Source organism: Bhargavaea massiliensis, from assembly GCF_050480245.1.
Taxonomy (GTDB): domain Bacteria; phylum Bacillota; class Bacilli; order Bacillales; family Anoxybacillaceae; genus Anoxybacillus.
Window position 1 is genome coordinate 1 of sequence record NZ_JBCNEQ010000043.1, and the last position, 25,523, is coordinate 25,523.

The 25,523-nt window shown below is 38.8% G+C and carries 31 protein-coding genes, 1 other RNA gene and 2 pseudogenes; 27 read left to right on the plus strand and 7 right to left on the minus strand.

Going from position 1 to position 25,523, the window contains the following annotated elements; all coding sequences use genetic code 11:
- Positions 1-146: 146 nt before the first annotated feature.
- The 8 genes and pseudogenes from ABEV15_RS08595 to ABEV15_RS08630 form a co-directional block, all read left to right on the plus strand.
- Positions 147-569 (plus strand): annotated as a pseudogene (locus ABEV15_RS08595) (IS701 family transposase); the annotation flags it as partial.
- Between the two features lie 313 nt (positions 570-882).
- The gene (locus ABEV15_RS08600) at positions 883-1,116 is read left to right on the plus strand and encodes a CotD family spore coat protein (RefSeq protein WP_498852960.1); all 234 of its coding nucleotides are present in this window, start codon (positions 883-885) and stop codon (positions 1,114-1,116) included.
- A 124-nt stretch (positions 1,117-1,240) separates the two neighbouring features.
- Complete coding sequence (gene gpsB, locus ABEV15_RS08605; RefSeq protein WP_429631067.1) at positions 1,241-1,537, plus strand: cell division regulator GpsB; 297 nt, start codon at positions 1,241-1,243, stop codon at positions 1,535-1,537.
- A 66-nt stretch (positions 1,538-1,603) separates the two neighbouring features.
- Positions 1,604-1,995: RNase P RNA component class B (gene rnpB, locus ABEV15_RS08610), an RNA gene on the plus strand.
- Positions 1,996-2,073: 78 nt separating this feature from the next.
- Positions 2,074-2,316 carry a PAS domain S-box protein gene (locus tag ABEV15_RS08615; protein ID WP_498852961.1) on the plus strand — a complete coding sequence of 81 codons (243 nt, stop codon included), beginning with the start codon at positions 2,074-2,076 and terminating at the stop codon, positions 2,314-2,316.
- Between the two features lie 17 nt (positions 2,317-2,333).
- Positions 2,334-3,485, plus strand: a complete 1,152-nt coding sequence (locus ABEV15_RS08620; RefSeq protein ID WP_498852962.1) for a THUMP domain-containing class I SAM-dependent RNA methyltransferase — start codon at positions 2,334-2,336, stop codon at positions 3,483-3,485.
- A 96-nt stretch (positions 3,486-3,581) separates the two neighbouring features.
- Positions 3,582-5,510, plus strand: coding sequence for an ATP-dependent DNA helicase (locus tag ABEV15_RS08625; protein ID WP_498852963.1), 1,929 nt, complete (start codon positions 3,582-3,584; stop codon positions 5,508-5,510).
- Between the two features lie 54 nt (positions 5,511-5,564).
- A complete protein-coding gene (locus ABEV15_RS08630; protein ID WP_498852964.1) occupies positions 5,565-7,079 on the plus strand; it encodes a carboxypeptidase M32 in 1,515 nt (504 codons plus the stop codon).
- Between the two features lie 39 nt (positions 7,080-7,118).
- On the opposite strand, the gene ABEV15_RS08635 is transcribed toward ABEV15_RS08630, so the two are convergent.
- From ABEV15_RS08635 to ABEV15_RS08650, 4 genes are all read right to left on the minus strand, one after another.
- The gene (locus tag ABEV15_RS08635; RefSeq protein ID WP_498852965.1) at positions 7,119-8,768 is read right to left on the minus strand and encodes a b(o/a)3-type cytochrome-c oxidase subunit 1; all 1,650 of its coding nucleotides are present in this window, start codon (positions 8,766-8,768) and stop codon (positions 7,119-7,121) included.
- A complete protein-coding gene (locus ABEV15_RS08640; protein WP_006318623.1) occupies positions 8,765-9,238 on the minus strand; it encodes a cytochrome c oxidase subunit II in 474 nt (157 codons plus the stop codon). Before ABEV15_RS08640 ends, ABEV15_RS08635 begins: the two co-directional genes overlap by 4 nt.
- A gap of 21 nt (positions 9,239-9,259) precedes the next feature.
- Entirely contained in the window at positions 9,260-9,409 is a 150-nt protein-coding gene (locus ABEV15_RS08645; RefSeq protein ID WP_429631080.1) for a cytochrome c oxidase subunit 2A, read from the minus strand.
- Positions 9,410-9,673: 264 nt separating this feature from the next.
- Positions 9,674-10,129 carry a chemotaxis protein CheX gene (locus ABEV15_RS08650; protein WP_498852966.1) on the minus strand — a complete coding sequence of 152 codons (456 nt, stop codon included), beginning with the start codon at positions 10,127-10,129 and terminating at the stop codon, positions 9,674-9,676.
- A 199-nt stretch (positions 10,130-10,328) separates the two neighbouring features.
- On the opposite strand from ABEV15_RS08650, the pseudogene ABEV15_RS08655 reads away from it, so the two are divergent.
- From ABEV15_RS08655 to ABEV15_RS08695, 9 genes and pseudogenes are all read left to right on the plus strand, one after another.
- Positions 10,329-10,511 (plus strand): annotated as a pseudogene (locus ABEV15_RS08655) (isoprenylcysteine carboxylmethyltransferase family protein); the annotation flags it as partial.
- A 78-nt stretch (positions 10,512-10,589) separates the two neighbouring features.
- Positions 10,590-14,225 carry a dynamin family protein gene (locus tag ABEV15_RS08660; RefSeq protein WP_498852967.1) on the plus strand — a complete coding sequence of 1,212 codons (3,636 nt, stop codon included), beginning with the start codon at positions 10,590-10,592 and terminating at the stop codon, positions 14,223-14,225.
- Positions 14,218-14,490, plus strand: coding sequence for a YpbS family protein (locus ABEV15_RS08665; protein WP_429631086.1), 273 nt, complete (start codon positions 14,218-14,220; stop codon positions 14,488-14,490). Before ABEV15_RS08660 ends, ABEV15_RS08665 begins: the two co-directional genes overlap by 8 nt.
- Before the next feature lie 56 nt (positions 14,491-14,546).
- The gene (ypzF, locus tag ABEV15_RS08670; RefSeq protein ID WP_009361292.1) at positions 14,547-14,687 is read left to right on the plus strand and encodes a protein YpzF; all 141 of its coding nucleotides are present in this window, start codon (positions 14,547-14,549) and stop codon (positions 14,685-14,687) included.
- 49 nt (positions 14,688-14,736) lie between these two features.
- Positions 14,737-15,258: a peroxiredoxin family protein gene (locus ABEV15_RS08675; RefSeq protein WP_498852968.1), complete on the plus strand. Its 522-nt coding sequence runs from the start codon at positions 14,737-14,739 to the stop codon at positions 15,256-15,258.
- An 80-nt stretch (positions 15,259-15,338) separates the two neighbouring features.
- The gene (locus tag ABEV15_RS08680; protein ID WP_429631090.1) at positions 15,339-15,470 is read left to right on the plus strand and encodes an FbpB family small basic protein; all 132 of its coding nucleotides are present in this window, start codon (positions 15,339-15,341) and stop codon (positions 15,468-15,470) included.
- Positions 15,471-15,503: 33 nt separating this feature from the next.
- A complete protein-coding gene (locus ABEV15_RS08685) occupies positions 15,504-15,647 on the plus strand; it encodes an acid-soluble spore protein N (RefSeq protein ID WP_003396082.1) in 144 nt (47 codons plus the stop codon).
- Between the two features lie 124 nt (positions 15,648-15,771).
- Positions 15,772-15,999 carry a small acid-soluble spore protein Tlp gene (gene tlp, locus ABEV15_RS08690; RefSeq protein ID WP_498852969.1) on the plus strand — a complete coding sequence of 76 codons (228 nt, stop codon included), beginning with the start codon at positions 15,772-15,774 and terminating at the stop codon, positions 15,997-15,999.
- Between the two features lie 100 nt (positions 16,000-16,099).
- Positions 16,100-16,519, plus strand: a complete 420-nt coding sequence (locus ABEV15_RS08695; protein WP_429631094.1) for an acyl-CoA thioesterase — start codon at positions 16,100-16,102, stop codon at positions 16,517-16,519.
- A gap of 19 nt (positions 16,520-16,538) precedes the next feature.
- Here the strand turns inward: ABEV15_RS08695 and ABEV15_RS08700 are convergent, their stop codons facing one another.
- Positions 16,539-16,826 carry a HesB/YadR/YfhF family protein gene (locus tag ABEV15_RS08700; protein ID WP_429631096.1) on the minus strand — a complete coding sequence of 96 codons (288 nt, stop codon included), beginning with the start codon at positions 16,824-16,826 and terminating at the stop codon, positions 16,539-16,541.
- Positions 16,827-16,991: 165 nt separating this feature from the next.
- Here ABEV15_RS08700 and ABEV15_RS08705 point away from each other — a divergent pair, with 165 nt between their 5' ends.
- The 7 genes from ABEV15_RS08705 to ABEV15_RS08735 all read left to right on the plus strand — a co-directional run bounded on the left by ABEV15_RS08705 (position 16,992) and on the right by ABEV15_RS08735 (position 22,683).
- The gene (locus tag ABEV15_RS08705) at positions 16,992-17,126 is read left to right on the plus strand and encodes a hypothetical protein (RefSeq protein WP_429631098.1); all 135 of its coding nucleotides are present in this window, start codon (positions 16,992-16,994) and stop codon (positions 17,124-17,126) included.
- Between the two features lie 21 nt (positions 17,127-17,147).
- On the plus strand, positions 17,148-18,086 hold the full coding sequence (locus ABEV15_RS08710; RefSeq protein WP_429631100.1) for a magnesium transporter CorA family protein: 939 nt from the start codon (positions 17,148-17,150) through the stop codon (positions 18,084-18,086).
- Between the two features lie 145 nt (positions 18,087-18,231).
- Complete coding sequence (locus ABEV15_RS08715; RefSeq protein WP_429631102.1) at positions 18,232-19,668, plus strand: NAD(P)/FAD-dependent oxidoreductase; 1,437 nt, start codon at positions 18,232-18,234, stop codon at positions 19,666-19,668.
- Positions 19,669-19,773: 105 nt separating this feature from the next.
- On the plus strand, positions 19,774-20,763 hold the full coding sequence (gene bioB / locus ABEV15_RS08720) for a biotin synthase BioB (RefSeq protein WP_498852970.1): 990 nt from the start codon (positions 19,774-19,776) through the stop codon (positions 20,761-20,763).
- A 424-nt stretch (positions 20,764-21,187) separates the two neighbouring features.
- A complete protein-coding gene (locus ABEV15_RS08725; RefSeq protein WP_429631106.1) occupies positions 21,188-21,361 on the plus strand; it encodes a YozD family protein in 174 nt (57 codons plus the stop codon).
- A 91-nt stretch (positions 21,362-21,452) separates the two neighbouring features.
- Entirely contained in the window at positions 21,453-22,223 is a 771-nt protein-coding gene (locus ABEV15_RS08730) for a sporulation protein (RefSeq protein ID WP_429631108.1), read from the plus strand.
- A gap of 136 nt (positions 22,224-22,359) precedes the next feature.
- A complete protein-coding gene (locus tag ABEV15_RS08735) occupies positions 22,360-22,683 on the plus strand; it encodes a hypothetical protein (RefSeq protein ID WP_498852971.1) in 324 nt (107 codons plus the stop codon).
- A gap of 101 nt (positions 22,684-22,784) precedes the next feature.
- On the opposite strand, the gene yoyE is transcribed toward ABEV15_RS08735, so the two are convergent.
- Positions 22,785-22,910 (minus strand): protein YoyE, encoded by a 126-nt coding sequence (gene yoyE, locus ABEV15_RS08740; RefSeq protein WP_429631112.1) that lies wholly within the window; start codon positions 22,908-22,910, stop codon positions 22,785-22,787.
- A gap of 85 nt (positions 22,911-22,995) precedes the next feature.
- On the opposite strand from yoyE, the gene ABEV15_RS08745 reads away from it, so the two are divergent.
- The 3 genes from ABEV15_RS08745 to ABEV15_RS08755 all read left to right on the plus strand — a co-directional run bounded on the left by ABEV15_RS08745 (position 22,996) and on the right by ABEV15_RS08755 (position 25,021).
- Positions 22,996-23,358: a hypothetical protein gene (locus tag ABEV15_RS08745; protein WP_429631114.1), complete on the plus strand. Its 363-nt coding sequence runs from the start codon at positions 22,996-22,998 to the stop codon at positions 23,356-23,358.
- Positions 23,359-23,466: 108 nt separating this feature from the next.
- Positions 23,467-24,171, plus strand: coding sequence for a purine-nucleoside phosphorylase (gene deoD / locus ABEV15_RS08750; RefSeq protein ID WP_498852972.1), 705 nt, complete (start codon positions 23,467-23,469; stop codon positions 24,169-24,171).
- A 61-nt stretch (positions 24,172-24,232) separates the two neighbouring features.
- Positions 24,233-25,021, plus strand: a complete 789-nt coding sequence (locus ABEV15_RS08755; RefSeq protein ID WP_498852973.1) for a M15 family metallopeptidase — start codon at positions 24,233-24,235, stop codon at positions 25,019-25,021.
- 2 nt (positions 25,022-25,023) lie between these two features.
- On the opposite strand, the gene ABEV15_RS08760 is transcribed toward ABEV15_RS08755, so the two are convergent.
- On the minus strand, positions 25,024-25,293 hold the full coding sequence (locus ABEV15_RS08760; protein ID WP_498852974.1) for a hypothetical protein: 270 nt from the start codon (positions 25,291-25,293) through the stop codon (positions 25,024-25,026).
- Between the last annotated feature and the right edge of the window lie 230 nt (positions 25,294-25,523).

Consider the following 25,523-nt stretch of genomic DNA (forward strand, 5'->3'; position numbering starts at 1 on the left):
TCACCTCCTCCTACTCGATTATTAGAACTGTAGATGAGCAAAATCACTAACATAAATTTACATCGAAACAAAAAAGGAGACATGAACCCGATTCCTTGGTTAGAATAGATGTGCTACCAAACCATTTACAAGGAGGTTCATGTCTCATGAATAGATTAGCACATCATCAAGGAATTCACAAGTTTTTCACGATGTTGGGGTTGGCCCTTTATTTTTCAAAACCTGTTATGAAGCATCTCGTTCATATCGTGGATGCGATGATCACGAAGGGCTTTTCGGGAACATTGACCGATCTTCATCATGGGAGCTTTCATCCGAACCACCGCACGACACTCAGCCATTTTTTCACGAAAAGTCCGTGGGAGGAAGAGGCGCTGCTTCATAAACTCCAGCAGACGAACCGGATTCTCTATCCGAACGGCGTTGCCGTCCAAGCGAAGCAGTTGGCCCGCTCCATCGAACCGAGTGACACTCACCTCGTCACGGTGGGGGAAGAGCATTATCGCGTCTATCGTTACGAAGGAGCGCTCAACGGTCTCGACCATGCGGTGGTGCTGCTCGCAAGAAAAGGAGCAGGAAAATTTTCATTTTATTTCCGAGGGAAGCGCAAAAAAAGACAAAGTTTTCCCTTCTTGTCGAATAAGAAAGAATGAAGTAGAATGTATATTTGTGAACAATATGAACTGCGGAGAGAGAAGCGATGAGCAAAAAAATTTTATACTTATTTTTTGTTTTAATTGGGGCTACAGTCGTCATTTTTGCTAATATGAAGCATAACATTTATACGTCCATGTAAAATTAGGTATTTCCATTAGTACATGTATACCCCTTTGCACATACGCTAGAAGTGTAACAAACTTTAATACGAAAGGGGTATGAAATATGCATTGTCGTCCAAATATGATGCCGCCAATCGTTCACCCAACAAAATGTTGTACACAGCATCAAATGCAAACAACGATTGTGCCGCACATTCATCCATCACATACGACGTATGTGAATCATCATTTATTCCAGCATCAACATTATTTTCCTCATACGCAATCAGTAGTCAACAAGGTATCGCATCAACATGTTGTTTGTCCAGGTCCGGGACCGTTCCCACGACCATTTTAACCGAAGGCGATTCGCCTTCGGTTTTTTGTCGAAAAAAAGACGAAGTTTGTGAAAATGAAAAATTGACAAAGACTGCTTTTTTTGAAAGAATAGGTGTAGACATGGATAATTGAGGTGAGCAAACGTGCTTTCAGATCGTATCAACTTAACAGCAAAAGACATTCTCGAAAAAGAGTTTAAAATAAGCATGCGCGGATATAATCAAGATGAAGTTGATCGCTTTCTTGATTTAATTATTAAAGACTATGAAACATTTCATCAAATCATTGAACAATTACAACAAGAAAATACTCGTTTAAAAAGCCAATTGCAGGAGGCACAAAAACGTCAGCCATCTCAAACAGGGACGACGAATTTTGATATTTTACAGCGTCTTTCCAATTTGGAAAAACATGTTTTTGGAAGCAAACTTTACGAATAAATATCCTAATTTTTCTATTGATTTGGCTTATCGTTTCGGATATACTATCATATGCTTACATGAATCATGTTCGGGTAATCGCTGCGATGCATAGGCATCGTAGAGGAAAGTCCATGCTCGCACGGTGCTGAGATGCCCGTAGTGTTCGTGCCTAGCGAATTCATAAGCTAGGGCAGTCTGGCGATCCGCTGGGCTGACGGCAGGGAAAGAGCCTACGTCCGCGATGGATATGGCTCGATTACCTTTAAAGTGCCACAGTGACGTAGTCTTGCTGGAAACGGCAAGAGTGGAACGCGGTAAACCCCACGAGCGAGAAACCCAAATTGATGGTAGGGGCACCTTCTCGAAGGAAATGAACGGAGAGAAGGACAGGCGTACGCCTGTAGATAGATGATTACCACCGAAGTACGAGGCGGAAGCCGTTTGCAGTACGACGGAACAGAACATGGCTTACAGAACATGATTCATGGCATAACTCTCCTGCACATATCGTCAGGGGAGTTTTTGTTTTTGGGAATATGAGGGGAGAGTTTGTTGTGAACAAAAAATTGACATCTTTGTTTGGGGCAGATACATTTTTATACATTTCTCATGCCATTATTCAAGAAGCAGCCGAAGGAGTTATTGTGACGGATAGTGAAGGGCGTATTTTATTAACGAATCCAGCTTTTGAAACGGTAACAGGTTATACGCAAGAAGAAGTGCTCGGAAAAAAGCCGAATATTCTTCGCTCTGGTTTACATGATCGCAAGTTATTCGAGAATGGGATAGATATATGAATGAAAGGTGAATGGATATGGGACAGATAACATTAATTGCCACTGCAGCGATGGGGCTTGAATCGATCGTTGCAGACGAAGTGCGCGCGCTCGGTTATGATTGTCAAGTGGAAAATGGGAAAGTGACGTTTGTTGCGGATGAGCGCGCGATTTGTCGCGCGAATTTATGGCTTCGAACAGCCGATCGTGTAAAAATTAAAGTAGGTGAATTTTCAGCAACAACGTTCGATGAGTTGTTCGAACAAACAAAAGCGCTTCCATGGGCGCAGTTTTTACCGATCGATGCCCAGTTTCCTGTTGTCGGGAAATCGGTCAAATCTAAATTGTTTAGCGTATCCGATTGTCAAGCCATCGTAAAAAAAGCGATTGTTGAAAATTTGAAGCAACATTATGGCGTTTCATGGTTCGAGGAAACAGGTGCACAATTTCGTATTGAAGTCGCTTTGCATAAAGATATTGCTACATTAACAATCGATACGAGCGGTGCTGGGTTGCATAAAAGGGGCTATCGCGTCAAACAAGGAGAAGCGCCATTAAAAGAAACGTTAGCAGCAGCGCTCGTTCAGTTGACCAATTGGACACCAGATCGTCCATTTGTTGATCCGTTTTGTGGATCGGGAACGATTGCGATTGAAGCCGCGTTGATCGGCCAAAATATCGCTCCGGGATTTAACCGTGATTTCGTATCTGAACAATGGCATTGGATTTCTGCTCGTTTATGGGATGAAGCAAGGGAAGAGGCGGAAGATTTAGCGCGTTATGATCAACCTTTGCATATTGTTGGATTTGATATCGATCATCGCATGGTTGACATCGCGAAAACAAATGCGCAAGAAGCGGGATTAGCTGATTTAATTACGTTTAAACAAATGCAGGTGAAAGATTTCCGAACGAAAGACGAGTATGGTGTCATCGTCGGGAACCCTCCTTATAGTGAGCGGTTAGGGGAGAAAGAAGAAGTGGAACAGCTGTATCGAGAGATGGGAAAAACATTTGCAGCTTTAGATACGTGGTCGATTTATATTTTAACATCCCATCGTCAATTTGAGCAGTTGTACGGAAAACAAGCAACGAAGCGTCGCAAATTGTTTAACGGTTTCATTGAAACGCAATATTATCAATTTTGGGGACCTCGTCCGCCACGTTCATATGACAAGCTGTCTCATTGACAGCTTTTTCTTTTCAACTTCATTGACATCTTTCTTTTTTTGGTCAATAATTAATGTTTGTGTACTTCGTTAAAATTAATGGAGGAGCTAAAAAGTATGAACAAATATCCGTTTGTATTAAATAAAAATGAGAATTTTTTTGATAAACTTAACGAATGGATCGGTGATGTATTTTACGATATTTTACCTGAAGCAGGTTTTGAATTGCGAGATGAACAAATTTTTATGGCATTTCAACTTGAGCGGGCATTTAGAGAGAAAAAAGTGATGTTTGCTGAAGCGGGTGTCGGAACAGGAAAAACGATTGTATATTTGCTTTATGCCATTTGTTATGCACGTTATATCGGAAAACCAGCCATTATTGCCTGTGCAGATGAAACGTTAATTGAACAGCTTGTAAAAAAAGAAGGAGATATTGCGAAAATTTCGCGCGTTTTAAACATAAACATTGATGTTCGTTTAGCGAAATCACCAGATCAATATTTATGTTTGAACAAACTCGATGATGTGTTAATGACAGAAGAAGAGGAGCTATACGAGCAAATTTTTGACGAATTGCCTTTATTTGTTCATGATCATTCACCTCTTCAAATGTTTTATCATTACGGTGATCGGAAAGATTATGCACATTTAAGTGATGAACAATGGGCAAAAATTGCTTGGGACCCGTTTCAAGACTGTTTAGCGTGCGAAAAACGTCATCGTTGTGGTCAAACGTTATCGCGCGATTATTATCGAAAAGCGAGAGATTTAATTATTTGTTCTCACGATTTTTATATGGAACATATTTGGACGTACGAAGCACGAAAACGTGAAGGTCAGCTACCGCTTTTACCTGAAGCAAGCTGTGTCGTTTTTGACGAAGGACATTTATTAGAATTTGCTGCCCAAAAAGCGTTAACGTATCGTATGAAAGAAACGACATTAGAAACGTTGCTTTCCCGTTTATTAGAAAATGATATTCGTGAACAATTAGCTTATTTAATTGAAGATACATTAGAATTAAGTGTACGCTTTTTTGATGAATTGATGAATCATGCGAAAGTTGTACCAGGATCTAATCGTCAAGAATTAACGTTTACTCCGTCCCTTTTACAACTAGCGCAAACATTGCGGACGAAGGTTGAACAAATTGGTGATGAACTTGTATTTGAAAGTGAAACGTATACAATTGACCACTATCAATTAAAAGTTGTTGATGAGTATTTAGATCAAATTCATCATTCATTATATTTATTTATTCATAATCGGGACGCAATCACGTGGCTTGAATCGTCGCTCGATGGCAATACGCTTGTCATTATGCCGAGAACGGTACAAGAAGTGTTACGCGAAAAAGTATTTTCTAAGCGCATCCCATTCATCTTTTCTTCCGCCACATTATCAAACGAAAAATCGTTTGATTATATGGCAAAAAGCCTTGGAATTGATGAATATTTATCATTTCATGTCGATTCACCGTTTGATTACGACAAACAAATGACGATTTACATGCCAATGTTTGAAAACGATGAGCGTATATTTGAGGAAAAATATGCATATGCCATGCAAAAAATACGCGAAACGAATGGGCGTGCTCTTGTGTTATTCCCGACACGCGAACAATTGAATGAATTTAAAGCTCGTGCACAACAAGAAGAAGGACTCACTTTTTTATTTGAAGGCGATCAAGAAATTAGCGAACTCGTTTCGCGCTTTCAAAACGAAGAGGAAACGATTTTATGTGCCCAACATTTATGGGAAGGATTAGACATTCCAGGTCCATCGCTAAGTAACGTCATCATTTGGGCGCTTCCTTATCCACCGAATGATCCTGTTTTTCAGGCGAAGCGAAAACAAACGGACAATCCGTTTTGGGAAGTCGATGTTCCATACATGATTTTACGATTACGTCAAGGGGTGGGACGTTTAATTCGTCAACGTGATGATCGTGGAATCGTATGTATTTTTGTAACAAATGATGAGCCAATTCAAGTGATTGAAACGATTAAACGTGTATTGCCAACAGATGTACGGCAAAAATAGAGGAATATTTGTAAGTATTGTAGAATAACAATACAACGGAATGGAGGGAAGAAGATGAATAAAAATATTCAGTCAGTTGAAAGGCAATTTTTGCAGTACGTCAAAAAAATGATGGCATATAAAGAGGCTATTTCGCTCATGTATTGGGATTTGCGTACAGGGGCGCCGAAGAAAGGGATTGATCAACGCTCTGAAGTGATCGGTATGTTATCGCAAGACGTATTTCATATGTCAATTTCAGAGCAAATGGCGGCATACATCGCAGAGCTTTCAGCAAAGTCTGTACAAGAACAATTATCAGCTGTGACACGGCATACGCTAGCGGAATGTCAAAAAGAATACGAACGCAATAAAAAAATTCCTGCTGATGAATACAAACAATATGTCATTTTGCAATCAAAAGCAGAAAGTGTATGGGAAGAAGCAAAAGCAAAATCCGATTTTTCACTTTTTGAACCGTACCTAAAACAACTTGTCGACTTTACAAAACGATTTGTTACATATTGGGGAACAAATGGGCACCCATATAATACGCTATTAGATTTATATGAACCAGGTGTCACTGTTGATTTGTTAGATGATGTTTTTTCAAAATTACGCAATCATATTGTTCCGCTCGTTCAACAAATTAGCCAATCACGACACAAGCCGGAAACGAACTTTTTATTTCAGCCGTTTTCGAAAGAAAAACAACGGGCGTTTAGTTTAGCTCTTTTAAAAGAGTTGGGCTATGACTTTGACGCTGGACGTCTAGATGAAACGGTTCATCCTTTTGCCATTACGTTAAATGATGGCGATGTCCGAATTACAACAAGATATGACGAAAATGATTTTCGAACAGCAGTATTTGGTACGATTCACGAATGCGGACATGCTCTTTATGAACAAAATATTTCTAAAGAGCTAGCGGGTACACCACTTTACGATGGCACATCAATGGGCATTCATGAATCACAATCGTTGTTTTATGAAAACTTTATCGCTCGGCATTATTCGTTTTGGAAGCGATATTATAGCTTGTTACAACAATATGCTCCGCATTTTGCTGACGTTTCATTAGATGATTTTTATCGGGCGATTAATGAATCAAAACCGTCTCTGATCCGTATTGAAGCCGATGAATTGACATATCCATTACATATCATTGTCCGATATGAAATAGAAAAAGCGTTATTTGATGGTGCCATCGAAGTGAAAGATTTGCCATACATTTGGAATGAAAAATATGAGGCGTATTTAGGCGTTCGTCCAGCACGTGATGCAGAAGGCATCCTTCAAGATGTACATTGGGCTGGGGGAAGTTTTGGGTATTTCCCATCGTATGCGCTTGGATATATGTATGCTGCACAGTTTAAACACGCAATGGAGAAAGAGTTGCCGAACTTTGATGAGCTGCTTGAAAATGGGGAATTTGTTCGTATTCGTGAATGGCTTACAAAGCATATCCATCAGTTTGGAAAGACGAAAAAACCGCTTGACATTTTATATGAAGTGACAGGAGAAGGTTTAAATCCAACGCATTTAATTCAGTATTTAGAAGAAAAATATAAACATATTTATCGATTATAAAAAACCTATAAAAAACCGGGCAATTTTGCCCGGTTTTTTTTACCAAAGTTTAAAACCTTTTGATCCAGGAGGCGCATTTTGGATCATATCGATAAATGGAACGGTGTATGCGATTAAAATGAGTACAACAGCAATACCGATCCACAATTTCCAGTTTTCGAATACAAGTGGTGTACGTTCAGCCTGTTCAGCGACTTCTGCAACAGGGAATTCTGTTTCACCTTTTGGAGCGAAAAATGCTAAGTTTGTAACGATAATGAGTACGAGAATAATACCGATAAACAAGATCGTTCCACCGACAGCTTGAGCGATTTGATAAGGAATCCACTCAAGCGCTTGTGGTGCATCGCCGTATGTTGAAAATGACGAACGGCGTGGGGCGCCTAGCAACCCTGCAAAATGCATCGCACTCGACATGAAAATCATACCGACCGACCAAACGATCGTTTGGGTGATCGCCAAACGGTTCATCGCTTTTGTCATCACACGTCCTGTTAAGTGAGGGATGAGCCAGTACGCTGCACCAAAGAACGTCAATACGACCGTTGTTGCTAATGTTAAATGGAAGTGACCTGTTACCCAAATTGTATTATGAATAACTTGGTTTAATTGATGTGATGCGTTGATAAGACCACCAGCACCAGCAGGGATAAAGAACAACATACCGATAAAAGGTGCAAAGAAACGAGCATCACCCCAAGGGAGTTTACGTAACCATCCGAACAATCCTGTTGCCCCTTTGGAGCGACCGTACATCTCAAACGTTGCAAACATCGAGAACGCTGTCATTAATGATGGAATAACAACCATAAACGTTAAAACAACTTGTAAGTATTTCCAAACTGGATCAATTCCAGGTTCCACGAGCTGATGGTGGAAACCGACAGGAATCGAGAAAATTAAGAATAAAATGAACGACATGCGAGCAAGTGAGTCTGAAAACATTTTTCCGCCAATAATTTTTGGGATAATGGCATACCAAATCATATATGCAGGCAATAACCAGAAATAGACGAGCGGGTGACCAAAGTACCAGAACAATGTTCGGCTTACAAGTACGTTAATGCGATCGACATAACCTAATGACCAAGGAATAAATTGGAATAATACAGTTGCTGCTACACCGAGCGAGCAAATGAGCCATAATACCATGTTAACAACGGACATAAATGTAAGTAACGGGCTCACTTGACCCGGATGGGCTTTTTTCCATTTTGCATAATGGGCGAACATTGCAAATCCGCTAATCCAGCTGCCGACAACAACGAGCGTTAAACCGATATAAAAGCCAGCATGTGCTTGTAATGGCGCGTAAAACGTATATAAAACAGAAGCTTCACCGATTAAAATATAAAATGCTGTGATCGCTGTACCGATTGTCATGAGCCAAAAACCGACCCAGCCCCAGAATCGCACGCGATCAGAAAGTGTTCCAGCAGTGCGGCTTACAGCTGCAAATTGAAAACCGATAATAAAGAATGTAGTTAAAACGAGTCCGAGCAATACACCGTGAGTGGTTAAAATCGTATAATAGCTAATGCCTGCCGGTAATTCTAGTTTTCCAGAGCGCACAAGCACTTGTAGTAGCCCAGCAAGTCCTCCTAATGCGAGTGCAACGAAAGCGACATAAATATGGGCCATTGCTAATTTTCCATCACGTGCATCTACTTTCCATGTTCCGTTCATCATTGTTCAACCACCTTCACTTTCGCCGTCATTAAGTGGTGACCGGCACCGCAATATTCATTACATAAGATGACATACTCGCCAACTTTGTCGAATGTTTGTGTGTAGCTACTTACATAACCAGGCTCAACCATCATGTTCACGTTTGTTCCAGCCATTTCAAATCCGTGAATGACGTCTTTTGTTGCTACGTTAATCGTTACTTTTGCTCCTTTTGGAATTTCTACTTGATTTGGTGTGTAAGCAAATGCAGAAGCAACGATATTAAGTTGGTATTCGTTATCTCCTGTTTTGACAAGTCCTGGTTTATCAAATGGTGGCGTTTGATCGACTTTTTCCGGATCGATTGTTGTTAAACAGCTCGGTGGCTGTGTGCCTTGTGCAAATGCTCCAACTCCTAAAACGGCTAAAAATACGAATAACGAACCGATGCCGAAAAACAGCCAAATTTTTTCATACTTATGCATGTGCATAACGTCCCTTCCCCTTTCCCTCTATAAACGACTTAAAAACAAGAAATATACGCTTACCCACGTGAAAATGAGGAAAAATCCCAAAAACAAAACAGAAGCAAGCGTTCCTTTTAATGAAGGTTCTTTCTCCACCTTTGTTTTTGGTGCGTTTGTGTTTAATTGAGTTTTCACTTTTATTCCTCCCTCCCTAAATAAACCTTAAATAGAAATGTATACACTTACATCATACAAAACAATTTGTGAAATGAAACGCTTTCTTCATATGTTTCACAAATTGTTCATTCGTTACTTTACCATCATCATAACCGTAAAAATAAGGGGTAGCTGTGACTTTTGTCACACATATTTTGTGATGTTGTGAAAAAAGTGTGAAATGTTCAGAAAAAGGTGGGTGTGAAATAAAAAAAGAAGCTTACAACCGCAAGCTTCTTTTGTTTATTCGTTATCAATTGTTAAAATGAGCTGCAATTCTCCTTTGTTTTCAAAGTGAATCGGGACGCGAAAAGCTTTATCAAAGCCGTAAATTTTTGTTTGACCGACGAGAACAGTAGGCGGTGTAATATCAATTGTAATACCTTTTTGCGAAACGATCGTTGCTAAGTTTCCTGCAATCATATTGCCGAGTTCACCGGTAAATGATTTAAGCATTTCCCCTTCTAACGGCATGCCAAACATCGTTTCTCCGATACTTCCAAATATCGTTTCATGCCCTTCAATCATTAGGCGTCCCCGTAAGTCTCCGGTCATCCCAATCAATACATTAATGGACGTTTGAGTGAAAGGTTGTGTAAACAATGAAGGTTTTTCGGTTGTCATTGCTAGCGGGATGACAGAGCGAATCGATTCGATCGTTCCGTTTAAAATCGTTGTAATTTTCTCACCTAAAGCCATACAACGCCCCCCTTTTTCTTCATCATAACAAATTTTTCACTTCGGTTACATCATTTTTCGATAAATACAGATAAAGAAAACATAAAAAACATAGTGACGAATGAATAAATTACGTTATAATGAAAGTGCACAACAACATACTCCCTTTCAAAACGTCGAAAGCTTTCCTCCTATTGCTGTGAGGAAAGCTTTTCTATAAGGACTATATCGATGGTTTCGCCATCCAAATTATTTTGTTGTCTCCCTGGAATTGATCATGATTTCGCTTATGTTTCAGGCGCATTGGACAGCTATCATATTCACGATATGCAACACATATCTTCTATCTATTCGTATTCGTGTAGAGGAACGCGCGCTACGTTTATTAAAATCCCCTAATTAAATAGGGGAATTTTTATGTATTTTTTTTGTGAACTACAGTAAAATGAAGGTAGATTTTTTAAAAGGGGTATGGGAAAAAATGAAAATAACAAAAACAGAACCGTTGCAACAATGGATATACCGCTTGATTGCACTTCATGATCAATTTGTCGAAATAGGCGACACAGTGCAAGCTAAAAAAACAAAACAATTAATTAAGAAAGCGTACGATGGAGAGTTTACAATTGCTTTTTGTGGTCACTTTTCTGCTGGAAAGTCTAGTTTAATCAATGAATTGATTGGTGCTCCGCTTTTACCATCTAGTCCAGTTCCAACGGGTGCAAACCTTGTAAAAGTAAAAGCGGGAAAACCGTATGCGCGCGTATATTATAAAACTAGTCAGCCAATTGAATATGTCGCTCCTTACGATTACGAGGAAGTAAAAACGTTTTGTCAAGACGGTGATGCCATTGATATGATTGAAATTAGCGATGAGACAGATGCGATTCCAAGTGGAATTGTACTGATGGATACACCGGGTATTGATTCGACAGACGATGCTCATCGCTTGGCGACAGAGTCTGCTCTTCATTTAGCGGATGTTATATTTTATGTGATGGATTACAACCATGTCCAAGCGGAAATGAACTTCGAGTTTACCAAGCGGTTGTCGCAGTATGGCAAAACGATATACTTAGTTGTGAATCAAATTGATAAACATCGTGAAGAAGAGCTTCCGTTTTCACTGTTTGCTCGTTCGGTGGAAGAAGCGTTTCAACAGTGGGGAGTTACATTTGAACGCATTTTTTATACGTCGCTGAAACAAAAGGAGCATGTATATAACGAGTTTGAAGCATTAAAACAACTATTAGAGTCGCTTTTTGGCGAGAAAAATGGGCGGCTTCAACAAAGTATACATATTGCGGTCGAGCAAATGATTGATGACCATATGCGAGCAGTGATCGCGCAACAGGAAGAAGAAGAACAAAACATTCGTCAATTGCTTTCATTCAATAATGAACAGGAACTTCTTAAAAAGATTGAAGAGATGGAGCAAACGATTGATGACATAAAGAAAACGTGGTCAACTGCAAAGCAACGTGTTGAACAGCAGCTAACAACAACATTAGATAACGCCTATATGATGCCCTACGAAACGAGGGAGTATGCGCGCGCCTATCTAGAAGCATGTCAACCCGATTTTAAAGTCGGTTTTTTATTTACAAAGAAGAAAACAGAGGAAGAACGGAAAAAAAGATTGAGTGCTTTTTATAAAGATTTACATAAAAAAATTGAAAGTCAGTTGGAATGGCACATTCGTGACTTGCTGAAACGGTTTTACGAGCAATATGATATTCGTGATCATGAATTGTTACATCACATTCAACAATTGACAGTTCCTTTTTCTGAACAATGGCTTGCTGAACGGAAACCGAATCAACCGCTTGTAACGGGGGATTATGTTTTAACGTATACGAACGATATAGCAACCGAAATCAAACGGTCATATCGCGATGTAGCACTTCAACTAGTGGAGCAAATGATTGAAAAAGGAAAAGCACAACAACAATTAGCGATGTATGAGCAACAACTTGCACAGCTCATCGAGGAACAGGCGAGTTGGGAAAGATTAAAACAACTTGCGCGTCAACGTGAGCATACTCGTCAGCAGTTGCGAAAAACTGTCGAAACGGCAAAGCCGCTAAGCGATGAAGCTGTTTATCCGTTTATTCATGAGACGTTTATGATGCGAGAGAGCAAACGAGAGACGGAAGAAGTTTCCCATGTGAATGAAAAGATGCAAGAAGAACATTCAATCCCACTAGCACAAACAGCACAAACAGCGAGTGAGACGGTTGAACAAATGATTGAAAAATTGCGTACTGTTAGCCAAATGGTTGTTCCGATTGAAGGATTGAAACAACTAGCGAAAGAAATGAGCGAAAAGGTTCGGCAGCTTCAACAAAGAACGTTTACGATTGCTCTATTCGGGGCTTTTAGTGCTGGAAAATCTTCGTTTGCAAATGCTTTAATTGGCGAACACGTTTTGCCTGTTTCGCCCCATCCAACGACGGCGACAATTAATAAAATTGTTCCGCCGACAGACGAATATCCACATGGAACGGTTGTTGTTCAAATGAAAACAGAACAACAACTTTTAAACGATTTGCAACATTCCCTTCGCTTTTTCGGTGTGCAAGCTCATTCATTACAGCAGGCGATCGAAGAAAGCGAAAAGGCGATTTGCAATCACCATGTTGGAGCAAAAGAACGCGTACATTGGGCGTTTTTGCAAGCTGTCGTTCGCGGTTACGAACAGATGAAAGAAAAGCTTGGTCAGTTGGTTACTATTTCACTCCAACAATTTCATGAATACGTAGCCAATGAAACGAAGTCGTGTTTCGTTGAATGGATTAAGTTGTATTATGATTGTCCATTAACTCGTGAAAACATCATTCTTGTCGATACACCAGGGGCAGATTCTGTAAACGCTCGTCATACAGGAGTCGCATTTAATTACATTAAAAATGCAGATGCGATTTTCTTTGTGACATATTATAACCATGCTTTTTCAAAAGCCGATCGCGAATTTTTAATTCAGCTCGGTCGTGTAAATGATACGTTTAGTTTAGATAAAATGTTCTTTATCATTAATGCAGCTGACTTAGCTCATACACAAGAAGAGTTGCAGACGGTGGTGCGCTATGTGAAAGAGCAGCTTTTGCAATTCGGTATTCGTCATCCTCGTCTTTTTCCATTATCGAGTAAATGGGCGCTTGCCGAAAAGAACGGGGAAACATTCAAACATGACGTATTATCGAATTCAGGCATGAGCACGTTTGAGCAAGCTTTTTATCCGTTTATTCATCAAGAGATCGGTTCATTAGCGATAGCTTCCGCACGTTTACAAATGAAACAAGCGCACAAACGGTTAGCAGAATATATTGCAGAAGCAAAACAAAGCGATGATATAAAACGCAAAAAGTTACAAACATTGCAACAAGAGCAACAGCAGCTCGAACAGATCATGAAACAATATGAAATGAATTATGACATTCATGCAATCGAGCAAGAGCTGAGCGAGTTAGTTTATTACATTCAACAGCGCATTTTTTTCCGTTTGCCAGATTGGTTTAAAGAGTCGTTTAATCCGTCCGTTCTTCATGATCGACAAACGAATATAAAAAAAGCGTTACAATTATGTTTAGACGAATTGTTGTATTCCATTGGATTCGATTTGGCGCAAGAAATGCGAGCGACTAGCTTGCGAATGGAAGCATTTATAAGCAAACGTTATGATCTTCATTTTATGGCGTTAGAGAAACAGTGGAAGGAAGTTCATGATCTCATTGTAACAAAAGTGGATCTTCCTGTTTTTCCAACATTGGAATTTCCGCTTGCTTTTGAACAACTCGATCGCAACATATTTAAAAAAGCGCTATCGTTGTACAAAAGTACGAAATCATTTTTCGAAAAAGATGAAAAGCGATTGATGAAAGAAGAATTGGAACGACAATTGCATGAGCCGGTTTCAGCGTATATAAATGAACAAAAACAACGCCTGCTTGCGCATTATACGAAACAATGGAATACCGTTATTGAGCGGCTTCATTGTCATATGTATGAACAGATGAATGAACATTTTGCTGGTTTGCTCGCGGCATTAACCGCTCAAGCACCAATGAATGAATTGCAACGTATTTACGATATGATTGGAGGAATGAATGATGAGTGAAGTTCATCAAGCAATTACAGCGCATTCACAAAAACAGCATGCGCTCATTCGCGCATTTGCACAATTAGATGCTAAACGGGAAGCGTATATTGAGGAAGCTGTTGCCTTATGTCAACGAGGCGAGCCGTTTTCTGTGCACAATATTAACGAAGTGACAAAACAAATGAATGAACTAGCTAAAAATGGAATTTTACCACAACGAAAATATGTGACGGTTGACATGGTAAAGGAATATGTCCAAAAATTAAATAACAAATCGTCGTAGTGTAAAACGTCCCATTCGTGCATATTATCTTTGTATGGAAAGGAGGGTGTGAAACAATGGGACGAACAAAATTAGGAAACGCAAATGCACAACGAAACAATAACGCGAAGCAAAAAAATGATTTCAATAACGAATTTGCTTCATATGCTGAAGTGGAAGTAAAAAAAATGAGCAATGAACATAAAAATATTCGATAAAGGCGCGCATGTGCGCCTTTTTTTTGAGATGACAAATAGAAGGGTAGGTATGTTGATGAAAAAGTGGTTTGCCATCATTGTTTTATTTAGTTTTTTTGCATATATGCTTTGGGAACATATGACGGAAAGACAAACGATAGCAACCGGTATTCATGTAGGAATGAAGGCTCCTGATTTTTCTTTACAAACAACTGATAGAAAAACGGTTCAACTTTCACAACTGCGCGGAAAAGCGGTTATTGTGAATTTTTGGGCGACGTGGTGTCCACCGTGTCGCGCAGAAATGCCAGATATGCAAAAATTTTATGAACGATATCATCAACAAGTAGAAATTGTAGCTGTAAATGTGATGGTACGAGATTTGGAAGGAAAAGTCAGTCAGTTTATAAAAGATTATCATTTGACATTTCCAGTTGTGCTAGATGTTGATGGACATGTCATGAAACAATATGATATTCAACCCATTCCGACATCTTTTATAATCGATCGACAAGGAATTATTCGTAAAAAACAAATCGGGCCGATGTCGTATGAACAAATGGTGCAATATGCAGAAAAATGGGGGAAATAGCCGAAGAATCGGCTATTTTTTGTATATTTTTTGTTATGTTTGGAAAAGATGGAAAAAAACAAAAAGTAGGTGAATACGTGATGCGGAAAATAAGAAAGCGAACATTTGCAGAACTAGTAATGGAAAATAAGCGACAGCTATTGAACGATGTCAGCGCATTAGAAAAATTGGAAGAGAAAATGGAAACACGCTGGCTTCATAAACCAGAGTAATCCGGCCATACTATAAGGGAGGGGGGATGAAAAATGGGTAATCCAAAAAGCAATCAACAACCGTTTGTACCGCAACATATCGGAACAAAACCAAGAGCAGCTGGCGGCAATAAAGGAAAGCAAATGCAAGATCAATCGGGGCAACATCCGCAAGTCATTCAAACAAAAGGTGAATAAGGGCGAATACTCGCCCTTATTAAAGTTTACATAATAATATTATAATAAACAAAATAATGTGTATAACATAAAAAAACGTACATGATAAATGATGTACATTTTACTTTTATAAGGAGGATACAAAATGAGACCAAATCATGATGACCGTCGCGATAATGTAGAAAAATTACAAGACATGGTACAAAATACGCTTGAAAATATCGAAAAAGCGGAAGAAACGATGGCATTTGCTACCGCAGAGGAGCGCGAGAAGATTAAGCAAAAAAATCACCGTCGCGAAGAAGCAATTGGAGCGATGCGAGAGGAAATTAAAGATGAGGCAAGAGCGAGAGAAGAAGGATATGAATTGTAAAAGCCGCATACGTGCGGCTTTTTTAGCTGGTTGTTTTCTGCTTTTCATGTGTTTATGGTACAATAAAAACAAAGTACGCTATATCGGAGAGTGAGAAGCCATGATCATTTCACAAAAAGAGATTGAAGTTCGCTATGCGGAAACAGATCAAATGGGAGTTGTTTATCATGCGAATTATATTATTTGGCTAGAGATTGGACGAGCTCATTTTATTCAACAGCTTGGCTTTCAATATGCTGATATGGAGAAAAGGGGAATTGTTTCTCCTGTCATTGATTTACAAATTTCTTATAAAAAACCGTTACGATACGGTGAAACGGCCACGATCAAAACGTGGGTAGAATCATATGATGGGATTCGAGTCGTTTATGGATACGAAGTGTTAACGCCGACAAAAGAAGTCGCGGCAACAGCAACGTCTAAACATGTTTGTGTGACGAAGGAGACGTTTCAACCTGTTTTAATTAGAAAATATTTCCCTGATTGGCATGAGGCGTACGAACGAGCAAAAAAAAGATAAAAGCGGGTGTCGCCCGCTTTTATTTGTATGTAAATATCGGCTCGTTTTGTTTATCATCAAACGTAATATGCAAATCACGACCGTCAAAATACCACAGATCATTTTGTTCAATAAAAAAGATGACACCGTCTTTTTCTAATGTAACCGCAGCGTCGATTGGCTCTTCCTTATTCACCCCTAAAGAAAACCCTTTTTGTACGGTGCTGCAACCGCCGTATCGAGCAAAGAAGCGAACGTAGTCTCCACGCTGCAAATGGAGCTCTTCTTTATACCACTGAAACGCTTGATCGCACATGTATATGTTCATTATGTTCACCATCCTTCACCAATAATTATAAAAGAACGAGAAACGTTTTTCTATTTTTGAATACTCGATTTAAGAAAAAATAAAAAAGTAACTATACAAATGGTGGTAAAACATGTATCATTAATCCGTAATGAATGTAAAAGAGAAAGGAGTGACGGTTCCGTTATGAGCAGGACGAGTACGAATGAACCAGAACCAGCAATAATAGAGGAAATAGCTCCGTTTTTTGGCGCTGGAACGTACTGCTCAAAAACGAAACAGGCGCTCCAACGACTAAAAGGCGGTGCTTACCTCTTATAAACAAGATAGGGGGGTTACGCCATGATGAACATTTATTTATCTAACGATCAAGGAAAATTAGAGGAAATTTACGAGTTAAAAAACGGCTGCTGGGTGAATCTCGTCTCCCCAACAGAAAGTGAAATTCGCTACATTGCAGAACATGTAAATATTCCCATTGATTCGATTAAAGATGCACTTGACGATGAAGAGCGTTCACGTATTGAAAAAGAAGATAATCATGTATTGATTATCGTTGATATCCCAATTATTACGTACGATGAAGGAAACATTCCAACGTATGAAACCATTCCAATTGGAATGATTATTACAAATACATGTTTTATCACTGTCTGCTTGCAAGAAAACCCGATTTTTGAAGAATTCACAAAAAACAAGGTAAAAAATTTTTATACGTATATGAAAACGCGTTTTGCATTGCAAATGTTATATATCATTTCGACGTATTACTTAAGATATTTAAAGCACATTAATCGTAAAACGAGCGAGATTGAAAAACAGTTGCATCAATCAATGCAAAATAAAGAGTTATTTTCTTTGCTTAGTTTAGAAAAGAGCCTTGTTTATTTTACCACATCATTAAAAGCAAACAATATTGTGATGGAACGACTGCTTCGATTAAATTATTTACGGATGTATGAAGATGATCAAGAATTGTTAGAAGATGTCATTATTGAAAATAAGCAAGCGATTGAGATGACAGAAGTATATAGCAGCATTTTAAGTGGAATGATGGACGCGTTTGCTTCAGTCATCTCAAATAACTTAAATATGGTGATGAAATTTTTAGCTGCGGTTACGATTGTGATTTCTTTTCCAACGATGGTGACGAGCTTCTACGGCATGAACGTTCCAATACCACATCAAGATAAACCGTATGCATATTTAATTGCCTTAGGTGTTTCTTTAGCTTTTTCTAGCATTACAGCATTTATTTTTTGGAAGAAACGTTATTTTTAGAAGAACGGCATGCACCGTTCTTTTTTTTATACCGATAAAATACGAACATTTAATTAATTTTTTTTAAAAAAGTACGTTTTTTATTGACTCATTATCGACTATTTAGTATATTAACATTCGGAAAATGAAAGGTGAGGGATGAATAATGAACAACCGTTATGATGTAATCGTTGTTGGAGCTGGTCCGGCAGGGATTTTTACTTGTTATGAATTGACATTAAAATTGCCAGGTGCGCGCGTGTTGCTTGTTGATAAAGGACACGATATTTATAAACGAAATTGTCCCATTTTGCAAAAAAAGATTGAGAAATGTCCACCACCGGTTGGGAAAAAAGATTATGCGGGATGTTTACCTGCCTGTTCGATTACAAACGGATTTGGAGGAGCGGGAGCATATTCGGATGGTAAGTTTAACATTACGAGCGAGTTTGGTGGGTGGATGACGGATTATTTACCTGATTCGACTGTGTTAGAACTCATTCGTTATGTGGATGAAATTAATTTAAAGCACGGTGCTACGCATACATTAACTGATCCGCTTACGGATGAAGTGAGAGAAATTGAAAAACGCGCCTATGCTGCTGGACTGAAATTGTTACGTGCGCAAGTTCGTCATCTTGGTACAGAACAAAATTTAGAAATTTTAAAAAGCATATATGAATATTTACGAAAACATATTGATATGATGTTTAAGATGGAAGTTAGTGATATTGTGACTGAAAAAATACATGGTACGAATCACGTCAAAGGTATCCAATTGAAAAATGGAGATGTATTCTATGCTGATCGAGTCGTCATTGCCCCTGGACGTGATGGTTCGGCTTGGTTAACGAATATATTGAAGCGCCGTGGATTGAAAATGATCAATAATCAAGTCGATATTGGCGTTCGTGTCGAAACGTCTAATGTAGTCATGGAGGAAATTAACACACATTTGTACGAAGGAAAGTTTATTTTTAATGCATCCGTGGGAACACAAGTGCGAACGTTTTGCAGTAATCCATCTGGGCATGTTGTTGTTGAAAACCATTCTGGCATTATGCTTGCAAACGGTCATGCATATAAAGATCCGAAATTAGGAAGCAACAACACAAATTTCGCTCTCCTAGTTTCCCATAAATTTTCTGATCCGTTTGATCAGCCGAACGAATATGCACATCAAATTTCCCGCTTGGCCAATGCACTATCTAACGGGGGAATTATTGTACAAAAATACGGTGATATTTTAAAAGGTAGACGTTCAACTGAAAAACGAATTAAAGAAGGATTTATCGAACCGACGTTAAAAGAAGCGGTTCCAGGGGATTTAGGTCTCGTTCTTCCTTACAATACGATGAAAAGTTTAATTGAGATGACAGAAGCATTGAACTATGTCACTCCAGGGATTGCTTCAGAACATACGCTTTTTTATGGAGTAGAAGCGAAGTTTTATTCCGCTCGCCCGAAATTAAATGAACGTTTTGAAACGGAAATTTCAGGGCTGTATGTCGGAGGAGATGGCGCAGGAATTACGCGTGGACTTGCACAAGCAGGAGCATGTGGCGTATGGATTGCCCGAAATATCGTGGAAACGTATAACTAGCGAGGATGTCTCGCTAGTTTTTGTTAACTTATAAGAATATGATGTTGACATATAAAAGTGAATCGAATACGATTATTGGTAATTAGAAGTAAAAGGGGGAGAACGATGAATTGGTTATTGTTAGCGGATCGTGTATTAGCTGGGGAAGAAATTACAGACGATGAAGCGCTCGCTATATTAAATTGCCCGGATGACGAATTATTGTTATTGTTACAAGGGGCTTATCGCATTCGTCAAACGTATTACGGAAATAAAGTGAAATTAAATATGATTATGAATGCAAAGTCGGGGTTGTGTCCAGAAAATTGTGGATACTGTTCGCAATCTTCTATATCTACCGCACCTATTTCGACATATAAAATGGTAAGTAAAGATGCGATTTTACAAGGTGCTAAACGAGCGTATGAATCAAAAATCGGAACATATTGTATTGTTGCGAGCGGAAGAGGGCCGAGCGATAAGGAAATTGATATTGTTGTATCTGCGGTGAGAGAAATTAAGGAAGCATATGGCTTAAAAGTATGCGCCTGTTTAGGAATATTAAAATTGGAACAAGCGTTACGCTTAAAAGAAGCAGGTGTGGACCGATACAACCATAATATTAATACGTCTAGAGAACATCATCCTCACATTACAACTTCTCATACATACGATGATCGGGTGCGTACGGTAGAAACAGTCAAGGAAGCCGGGATGTCGCCATGTTCTGGCGTCATTATCGGTATGAAAGAGACGAAACAAGATGTCGTTGCTATGGCAAGAAGCTTAAAAGTGCTAGATGCAGACTCGATTCCAGTAAATTTTCTTCATGCGATTGATGGAACGCCATTAGCAGGGACAAACGAATTAAATCCGCGTTACTGTTTAAAAGTGTTGGCTCTGTTTCGTTATATGAATCCAACGAAAGAAATTCGTATTTCTGGAGGCAGGGAAGTAAATTTACGCAGCCTGCAACCGCTTGGTTTATATGCTGCGAACTCCATTTTTGTCGGAGATTATTTAACAACATCTGGGCAAGAAAAACATGCTGATTTTCAAATGCTCGAAGATTTAGGATTTGAGATTGACTTTGCTCCAGCATCTTGTGCCATATAAAAAGCCGACGTTGGTGTGAAGCGACCCCTGTCAAGTAGACAGGGGTCACTTCACTTTCAGTGTGTCGGCTTTTTTATATGTACATATACTATACTAACAATGATGTTTAACAATGGAGTGAAGTTATGAGACAAATCGTTGAGCAACCCAAAAAGTTTACAAAGCGGAAACGACGCGAATAAACATTATAAACATTGCCATAACACGTATATGAAATAAGGAAAACAAAAAAAGAGTATACCGCAAAAGAGCGCATTCGTGGTCGTTTCCATCCATTGATCAATTCGTTCGTCCATAAGGTTGTCCTCCGTATTTTTTTACTTTCAACGTATGTATACATAGCGACAAATATACATAAAAACGGATGACATAGATGACATAAATGAATGATTTTTTCATAACATAATACAAAGGGGGCGATATTGTGAAAGAAATTGAAGTGGTCATTGATACGGAAGAAATTGCGGAGTTCTTTTACAATGAACTTGTTCGGCGAGGATTTGTCCCAACAGAACATGAAATTGAAGAAATGGCAGATATTATGTTTGATTATTTAATTGAAAAATGTATTATTGACGAAGAAATGATTGATGAATAAAACGACGGCTGTTCCGTCGTTTTTTATTTGAAACATTTTCTTTTCTCATTCGTATAACATATCGAATCATAAAATAAAGGAGGGCTGTTTTATGGGGCTATTTAATAAAGTATTAGCAAGCATTGGAATTGGAGCAGCAAAGGTAGATACGAAGTTGCGTGAGTCACAACTATTACTCGGTGAACATATTACAGGCGTTGTTGAAGTGACTGGAGGAAATGTCGAACAAGGGATTGATGATATATATTTATCTCTGTGCGCTACATATACGACTGAAGTAGATGATCGAAAAGTTACGAAAAAAGCAATGATTGAAAAGTGGAAAATTGCTCATTCGTTTGTCATTGGTGTTGGAGAAAAGAAAGAATTTCCATTTTCTTTTCCTCTTCCGATCGATACGCCGGTTACGCTCGGAAAAACGAGAGTATGGTTACACACAGGACTAGATATTAAAAATGCTGTTGATCCAACAGATGAAGACTATATTCGTGTTCAGCCGAATCAAATGATGAATGCTGTATTTCGTGCGATGGAAAACTTAGGATTTCAGCTGAAAGAAGCAGAATGCAAAGAAGCAGCTTATGGTATTCGCAAAAGACTTCCTTTTGTGCAAGAATTTGAGTACGTGCCGGTTCGTGGTGAGTTTCGTGGAAAACTTGATGAAGTAGAAATGATCTTTTTTCCACATGCACCAAATGAAATGGAATTGCTTATTCAAGTGGATCGACGAGCGCGTGGGTTAGCTGGGTTATTTGCGGAGGCGCTTGACTTAGATGAAACATTCGTCCGCGTCACTATTCATGAGCAGCGTATTCAAACATTACAAACAGACCTTGCTTCATTGATTCGACGATATGCTTAAAAGATTGGGGGCTCCCAATCTTTTTTGTGTAGAAATGTCGGAAAATTATATATATTCGACAAAAATAGTAAAAAAATGAAAAAGGAATCGACAAAACGAATCACTAATATGTTACGTAAAGGAAAAGAGGGAGTGGATGTTAGTGATTCGGATGTTTATGGAGAAAATGTTAAAGTCAACACACCATTATGATGTAACGCTATTTCAAACACCGCAATTTGGTCAAACGAAAGGATATCGCCAAGTATATCGCTTGACGGTAATCGGGGAGGATCATGATGATGTATTAGCGGAGGTTTATCGAATGTTTAACGTTCCTGATTTAGTTCCGAAAGATTATGAAGCACGCTATGTAGGTACGGGGGACATTTTAATGATTGATGAAGGAATATTTGGACAATTTTTCTATCGCTTAAGTCCGGATGGATGGGAACGCATTCATCGCATTCATGTGCGCTAAAAAGTGTCTTTAAATGTTCACAAAATTGTGCTATATTGTATATAGACAATTAGCGAAAGGATAGATTATTATAAAAAGTTCCCCTTGTGCGTACAAGGGGATTATTTTTTCCGCTTTTCAGCGCTATACTCTTTATCGTGTGCTTCAGCTTCAGCAATTAATGTTTCTTTTGGAATATGGTTATTCTTTTTCGGACTATTGATGCGACTGCGATGTTTTTTGCCCAATATGGAACCTCCTTTACATGACATGTGGTTACATCATTAACGTCGACAAGATCATAAAAAATATACATATGGGGTGGGAAAAGCGATGTTCGCGTTCATCATTTCTTCGATCATCGGGATTATTGCGATTTTTTGCTCATTGTTTATTAAATTTGAATTAGAGCGACTCATTGGACGAAGAAAGAAAATTTTCTTGCTTCATTTCGCAAATATTAGTATAACTAACGTTGTGATTGCAAGCGCTTACTATGTGTTTAGCGGAATGTTTGAAACGAATGCACATCCGTTTTATCTCATTTATTTAGCCTCGTTAGAAGCGATGTTGCCAATTTACGTCGTTTGTTATTTAATATACGAACATTATGAACAAGCGAAGAAAAAATATGTTGTAAGTGAAGATAAAAAAGTTTTATATGTGAAACCGAAGTATTTTCGGAAAATATCGTAATGAGGGAGCTTCCCTCTTTTTTTTTATACATGAAAAACAACGCTTTAGTGAAACATACGAGTGTGGTATAGTATATATGCAGCGATCAAGGTGAAAAGGAGGATACAAATGAGTGTTCATATTGGTGCAAAAGAACATGAAATTGCGGATAAAATTTTACTTCCAGGGGATCCGCTTCGTGCAAAGTATATTGCTGAAACGTTTTTAGAAGGGGCTACTTGCTATAATCAAGTTCGTGGTATGTTCGGATTTACTGGTACATATAAAGGACATCGTATTTCTGTTCAAGGAACAGGGATGGGTGTTCCATCCATTTCTATTTACATTACAGAGCTTATGCAAAGCTACAACGTTCAAACGTTAATTCGCGTTGGAACGTGCGGTGCGATTCAAAAAGATGTCAAAGTGCGTGACGTTATTTTAGCGATGACATCTTCAACGGACTCACAAATAAATCGCATGACATTCGGGGGTATTGATTATGCCCCAACGGCTAACTTTGACTTGCTAAAAACAGCGTACGAAATTGGAAAAGAAAAAGGATTACAACTGAAAGTTGGTAGTGTATTTACAGCTGACATGTTTTATAATGAAAATGCCCAATTTGAAAAACTATCGCGTTACGGTGTGCTAGCGGTAGAGATGGAAACAACAGCACTTTATACGTTAGCCGCTAAATTTGGTCGAAAAGCGTTGTCTGTACTAACGGTAAGTGACCATATTTTAACGGGTGAAGAAACAACAGCTGAAGAGCGACAAACAACGTTTAATGAGATGATTGAAGTTGCGCTTGAAACAGCGATTCGTCAATAAAAAATGAAAGCTCTTGCGGGAGGCACTCTGCGGAGCTTTCTTCTATTCGTGAGGGAGAAAAATGAAAAAATGGATATGTTGCTGTTTAATTATAGTTAGTGGATGTCAATCATTTGGCTCACTTGAGCAAGAACGAAAACCATCTGAACCCCCTGCCCAAGTAGAGCAAACAGCGCCATCTTCTGAAATAAAGGAACAAGAGGAACTTGTGCTCGAAGAAAGATTTTGGAATCAAATTGAAGTGCAAAACGGTGTGAAAGTGATCGTCAATCCAGATAACGTACTCGCTTTAGTAAATAAAGAACAACAACTGCCAGCTGATTACAAGCCAACCGATTTAGTGATCCCAAACGTTCCGTTTACATTCAAAGAAACAAATGTCGAAAAGCGGCACATGCGTGCAGAAGCTGCTAAAGCATTAGAAGCGATGTTTGTAGCGGCAAAAAATCAACAAATCATCTTATACGCAGTATCCGGCTATCGTTCGTACGAGCGGCAACAACAGTTATTTGCTTCTGAAGTTCAACGCTTAGGGGAAGAAAAGGCGGTTGTTGCTGTCGCTATGCCTGGAAAAAGCGAACATCAAACAGGATTAGCGATGGATATTACAAGTCCAAGTGTTCAATATGCTATTACGCCTGCATTCGGTGAAACAGCTGAGGGGAAATGGGTAGCGCAACATGCCCATGAATTTGGTTTCATCATTCGCTACCCCAAAGGGAAAGAGCATATTACAAAATACCAATACGAACCTTGGCATTTGCGCTATGTCGGTGTGAAAGCTGCAAAGGTAATTTACGAGAAACAAATTACGTTAGAAGAATATTTTCAAATTGTAAAGAAAATATGATGTTATACACATTTGAGCACACGATATTGTTCGAATATATCAGTCAATTTTTTAGATACGTAAATATATAATTCTGATTGATATACAATGGTTAACGCTCGGCGCAAATGCATTTGTTTAACGAACAAGTCGATTTTTCGTTTCGCATACTTCATCGCCTGTTGTTGGGAAATGATTTGTTTTCTCTTGATTTTTAATTCGATTTCTTTCAATAACGAGATGGAAAAGCGAAGGATCGCTGCTTCTGTTTGGCCGATAAATTGTGAGATCATTGTTTCAATCCCTCCTTCGTACACATTTACAAATTTGAAATATACTTTATAATACATTAACATATCTTTTGTAAAAAAAATGTCGAAACGTGTAATGACATTTCGACAAAAGCATTTATAAGTAAATGTTCCCCATCAATCAAAATATGAAAATCATCGCTCATGAATCTGTGATTTTTGCAAAAAAGGGAGCTACCGAAAGTAGCTCCCTTTTAGTGTGCTCGGCATGG

Excerpts from the sequence above, each read along its gene's own strand:
- ABEV15_RS08600 (WP_498852960.1), top strand. The coding sequence starts at position 883 with ATGCATTGTCGTCCAAATATGATGCCGCCAATCGTTCACCCAACAAAA.
- ABEV15_RS08620 (WP_498852962.1), top strand. The coding sequence starts at position 2,334 with ATGGGACAGATAACATTAATTGCCACTGCAGCGATGGGGCTTGAATCG.
- ABEV15_RS08625 (WP_498852963.1), top strand. The coding sequence starts at position 3,582 with ATGAACAAATATCCGTTTGTATTAAATAAAAATGAGAATTTTTTTGAT.
- ABEV15_RS08630 (WP_498852964.1), top strand. The coding sequence starts at position 5,565 with ATGAATAAAAATATTCAGTCAGTTGAAAGGCAATTTTTGCAGTACGTC.
- ABEV15_RS08635 (WP_498852965.1), bottom strand. The coding sequence starts at position 8,768 with ATGATGAACGGAACATGGAAAGTAGATGCACGTGATGGAAAATTAGCA.
- ABEV15_RS08640 (WP_006318623.1), bottom strand. The coding sequence starts at position 9,238 with ATGCACATGCATAAGTATGAAAAAATTTGGCTGTTTTTCGGCATCGGT.
- ABEV15_RS08650 (WP_498852966.1), bottom strand. The coding sequence starts at position 10,129 with ATGGCTTTAGGTGAGAAAATTACAACGATTTTAAACGGAACGATCGAA.
- ABEV15_RS08660 (WP_498852967.1), top strand. The coding sequence starts at position 10,590 with ATGAAAATAACAAAAACAGAACCGTTGCAACAATGGATATACCGCTTG.
- ABEV15_RS08665 (WP_429631086.1), top strand. The coding sequence starts at position 14,218 with ATGAGTGAAGTTCATCAAGCAATTACAGCGCATTCACAAAAACAGCAT.
- ypzF (WP_009361292.1), top strand. The coding sequence starts at position 14,547 with ATGGGACGAACAAAATTAGGAAACGCAAATGCACAACGAAACAATAAC.
- ABEV15_RS08675 (WP_498852968.1), top strand. The coding sequence starts at position 14,737 with ATGTTGATGAAAAAGTGGTTTGCCATCATTGTTTTATTTAGTTTTTTT.
- ABEV15_RS08680 (WP_429631090.1), top strand. The coding sequence starts at position 15,339 with ATGCGGAAAATAAGAAAGCGAACATTTGCAGAACTAGTAATGGAAAAT.
- ABEV15_RS08685 (WP_003396082.1), top strand. The coding sequence starts at position 15,504 with ATGGGTAATCCAAAAAGCAATCAACAACCGTTTGTACCGCAACATATC.
- tlp (WP_498852969.1), top strand. The coding sequence starts at position 15,772 with ATGAGACCAAATCATGATGACCGTCGCGATAATGTAGAAAAATTACAA.
- ABEV15_RS08695 (WP_429631094.1), top strand. The coding sequence starts at position 16,100 with ATGATCATTTCACAAAAAGAGATTGAAGTTCGCTATGCGGAAACAGAT.
- ABEV15_RS08700 (WP_429631096.1), bottom strand. The coding sequence starts at position 16,826 with ATGAACATATACATGTGCGATCAAGCGTTTCAGTGGTATAAAGAAGAG.
- ABEV15_RS08705 (WP_429631098.1), top strand. The coding sequence starts at position 16,992 with ATGAGCAGGACGAGTACGAATGAACCAGAACCAGCAATAATAGAGGAA.
- ABEV15_RS08710 (WP_429631100.1), top strand. The coding sequence starts at position 17,148 with ATGATGAACATTTATTTATCTAACGATCAAGGAAAATTAGAGGAAATT.
- ABEV15_RS08715 (WP_429631102.1), top strand. The coding sequence starts at position 18,232 with ATGAACAACCGTTATGATGTAATCGTTGTTGGAGCTGGTCCGGCAGGG.
- bioB (WP_498852970.1), top strand. The coding sequence starts at position 19,774 with ATGAATTGGTTATTGTTAGCGGATCGTGTATTAGCTGGGGAAGAAATT.
- ABEV15_RS08730 (WP_429631108.1), top strand. The coding sequence starts at position 21,453 with ATGGGGCTATTTAATAAAGTATTAGCAAGCATTGGAATTGGAGCAGCA.
- ABEV15_RS08735 (WP_498852971.1), top strand. The coding sequence starts at position 22,360 with ATGTTAGTGATTCGGATGTTTATGGAGAAAATGTTAAAGTCAACACAC.
- ABEV15_RS08745 (WP_429631114.1), top strand. The coding sequence starts at position 22,996 with ATGTTCGCGTTCATCATTTCTTCGATCATCGGGATTATTGCGATTTTT.
- deoD (WP_498852972.1), top strand. The coding sequence starts at position 23,467 with ATGAGTGTTCATATTGGTGCAAAAGAACATGAAATTGCGGATAAAATT.
- ABEV15_RS08755 (WP_498852973.1), top strand. The coding sequence starts at position 24,233 with ATGAAAAAATGGATATGTTGCTGTTTAATTATAGTTAGTGGATGTCAA.
- ABEV15_RS08760 (WP_498852974.1), bottom strand. The coding sequence starts at position 25,293 with ATGATCTCACAATTTATCGGCCAAACAGAAGCAGCGATCCTTCGCTTT.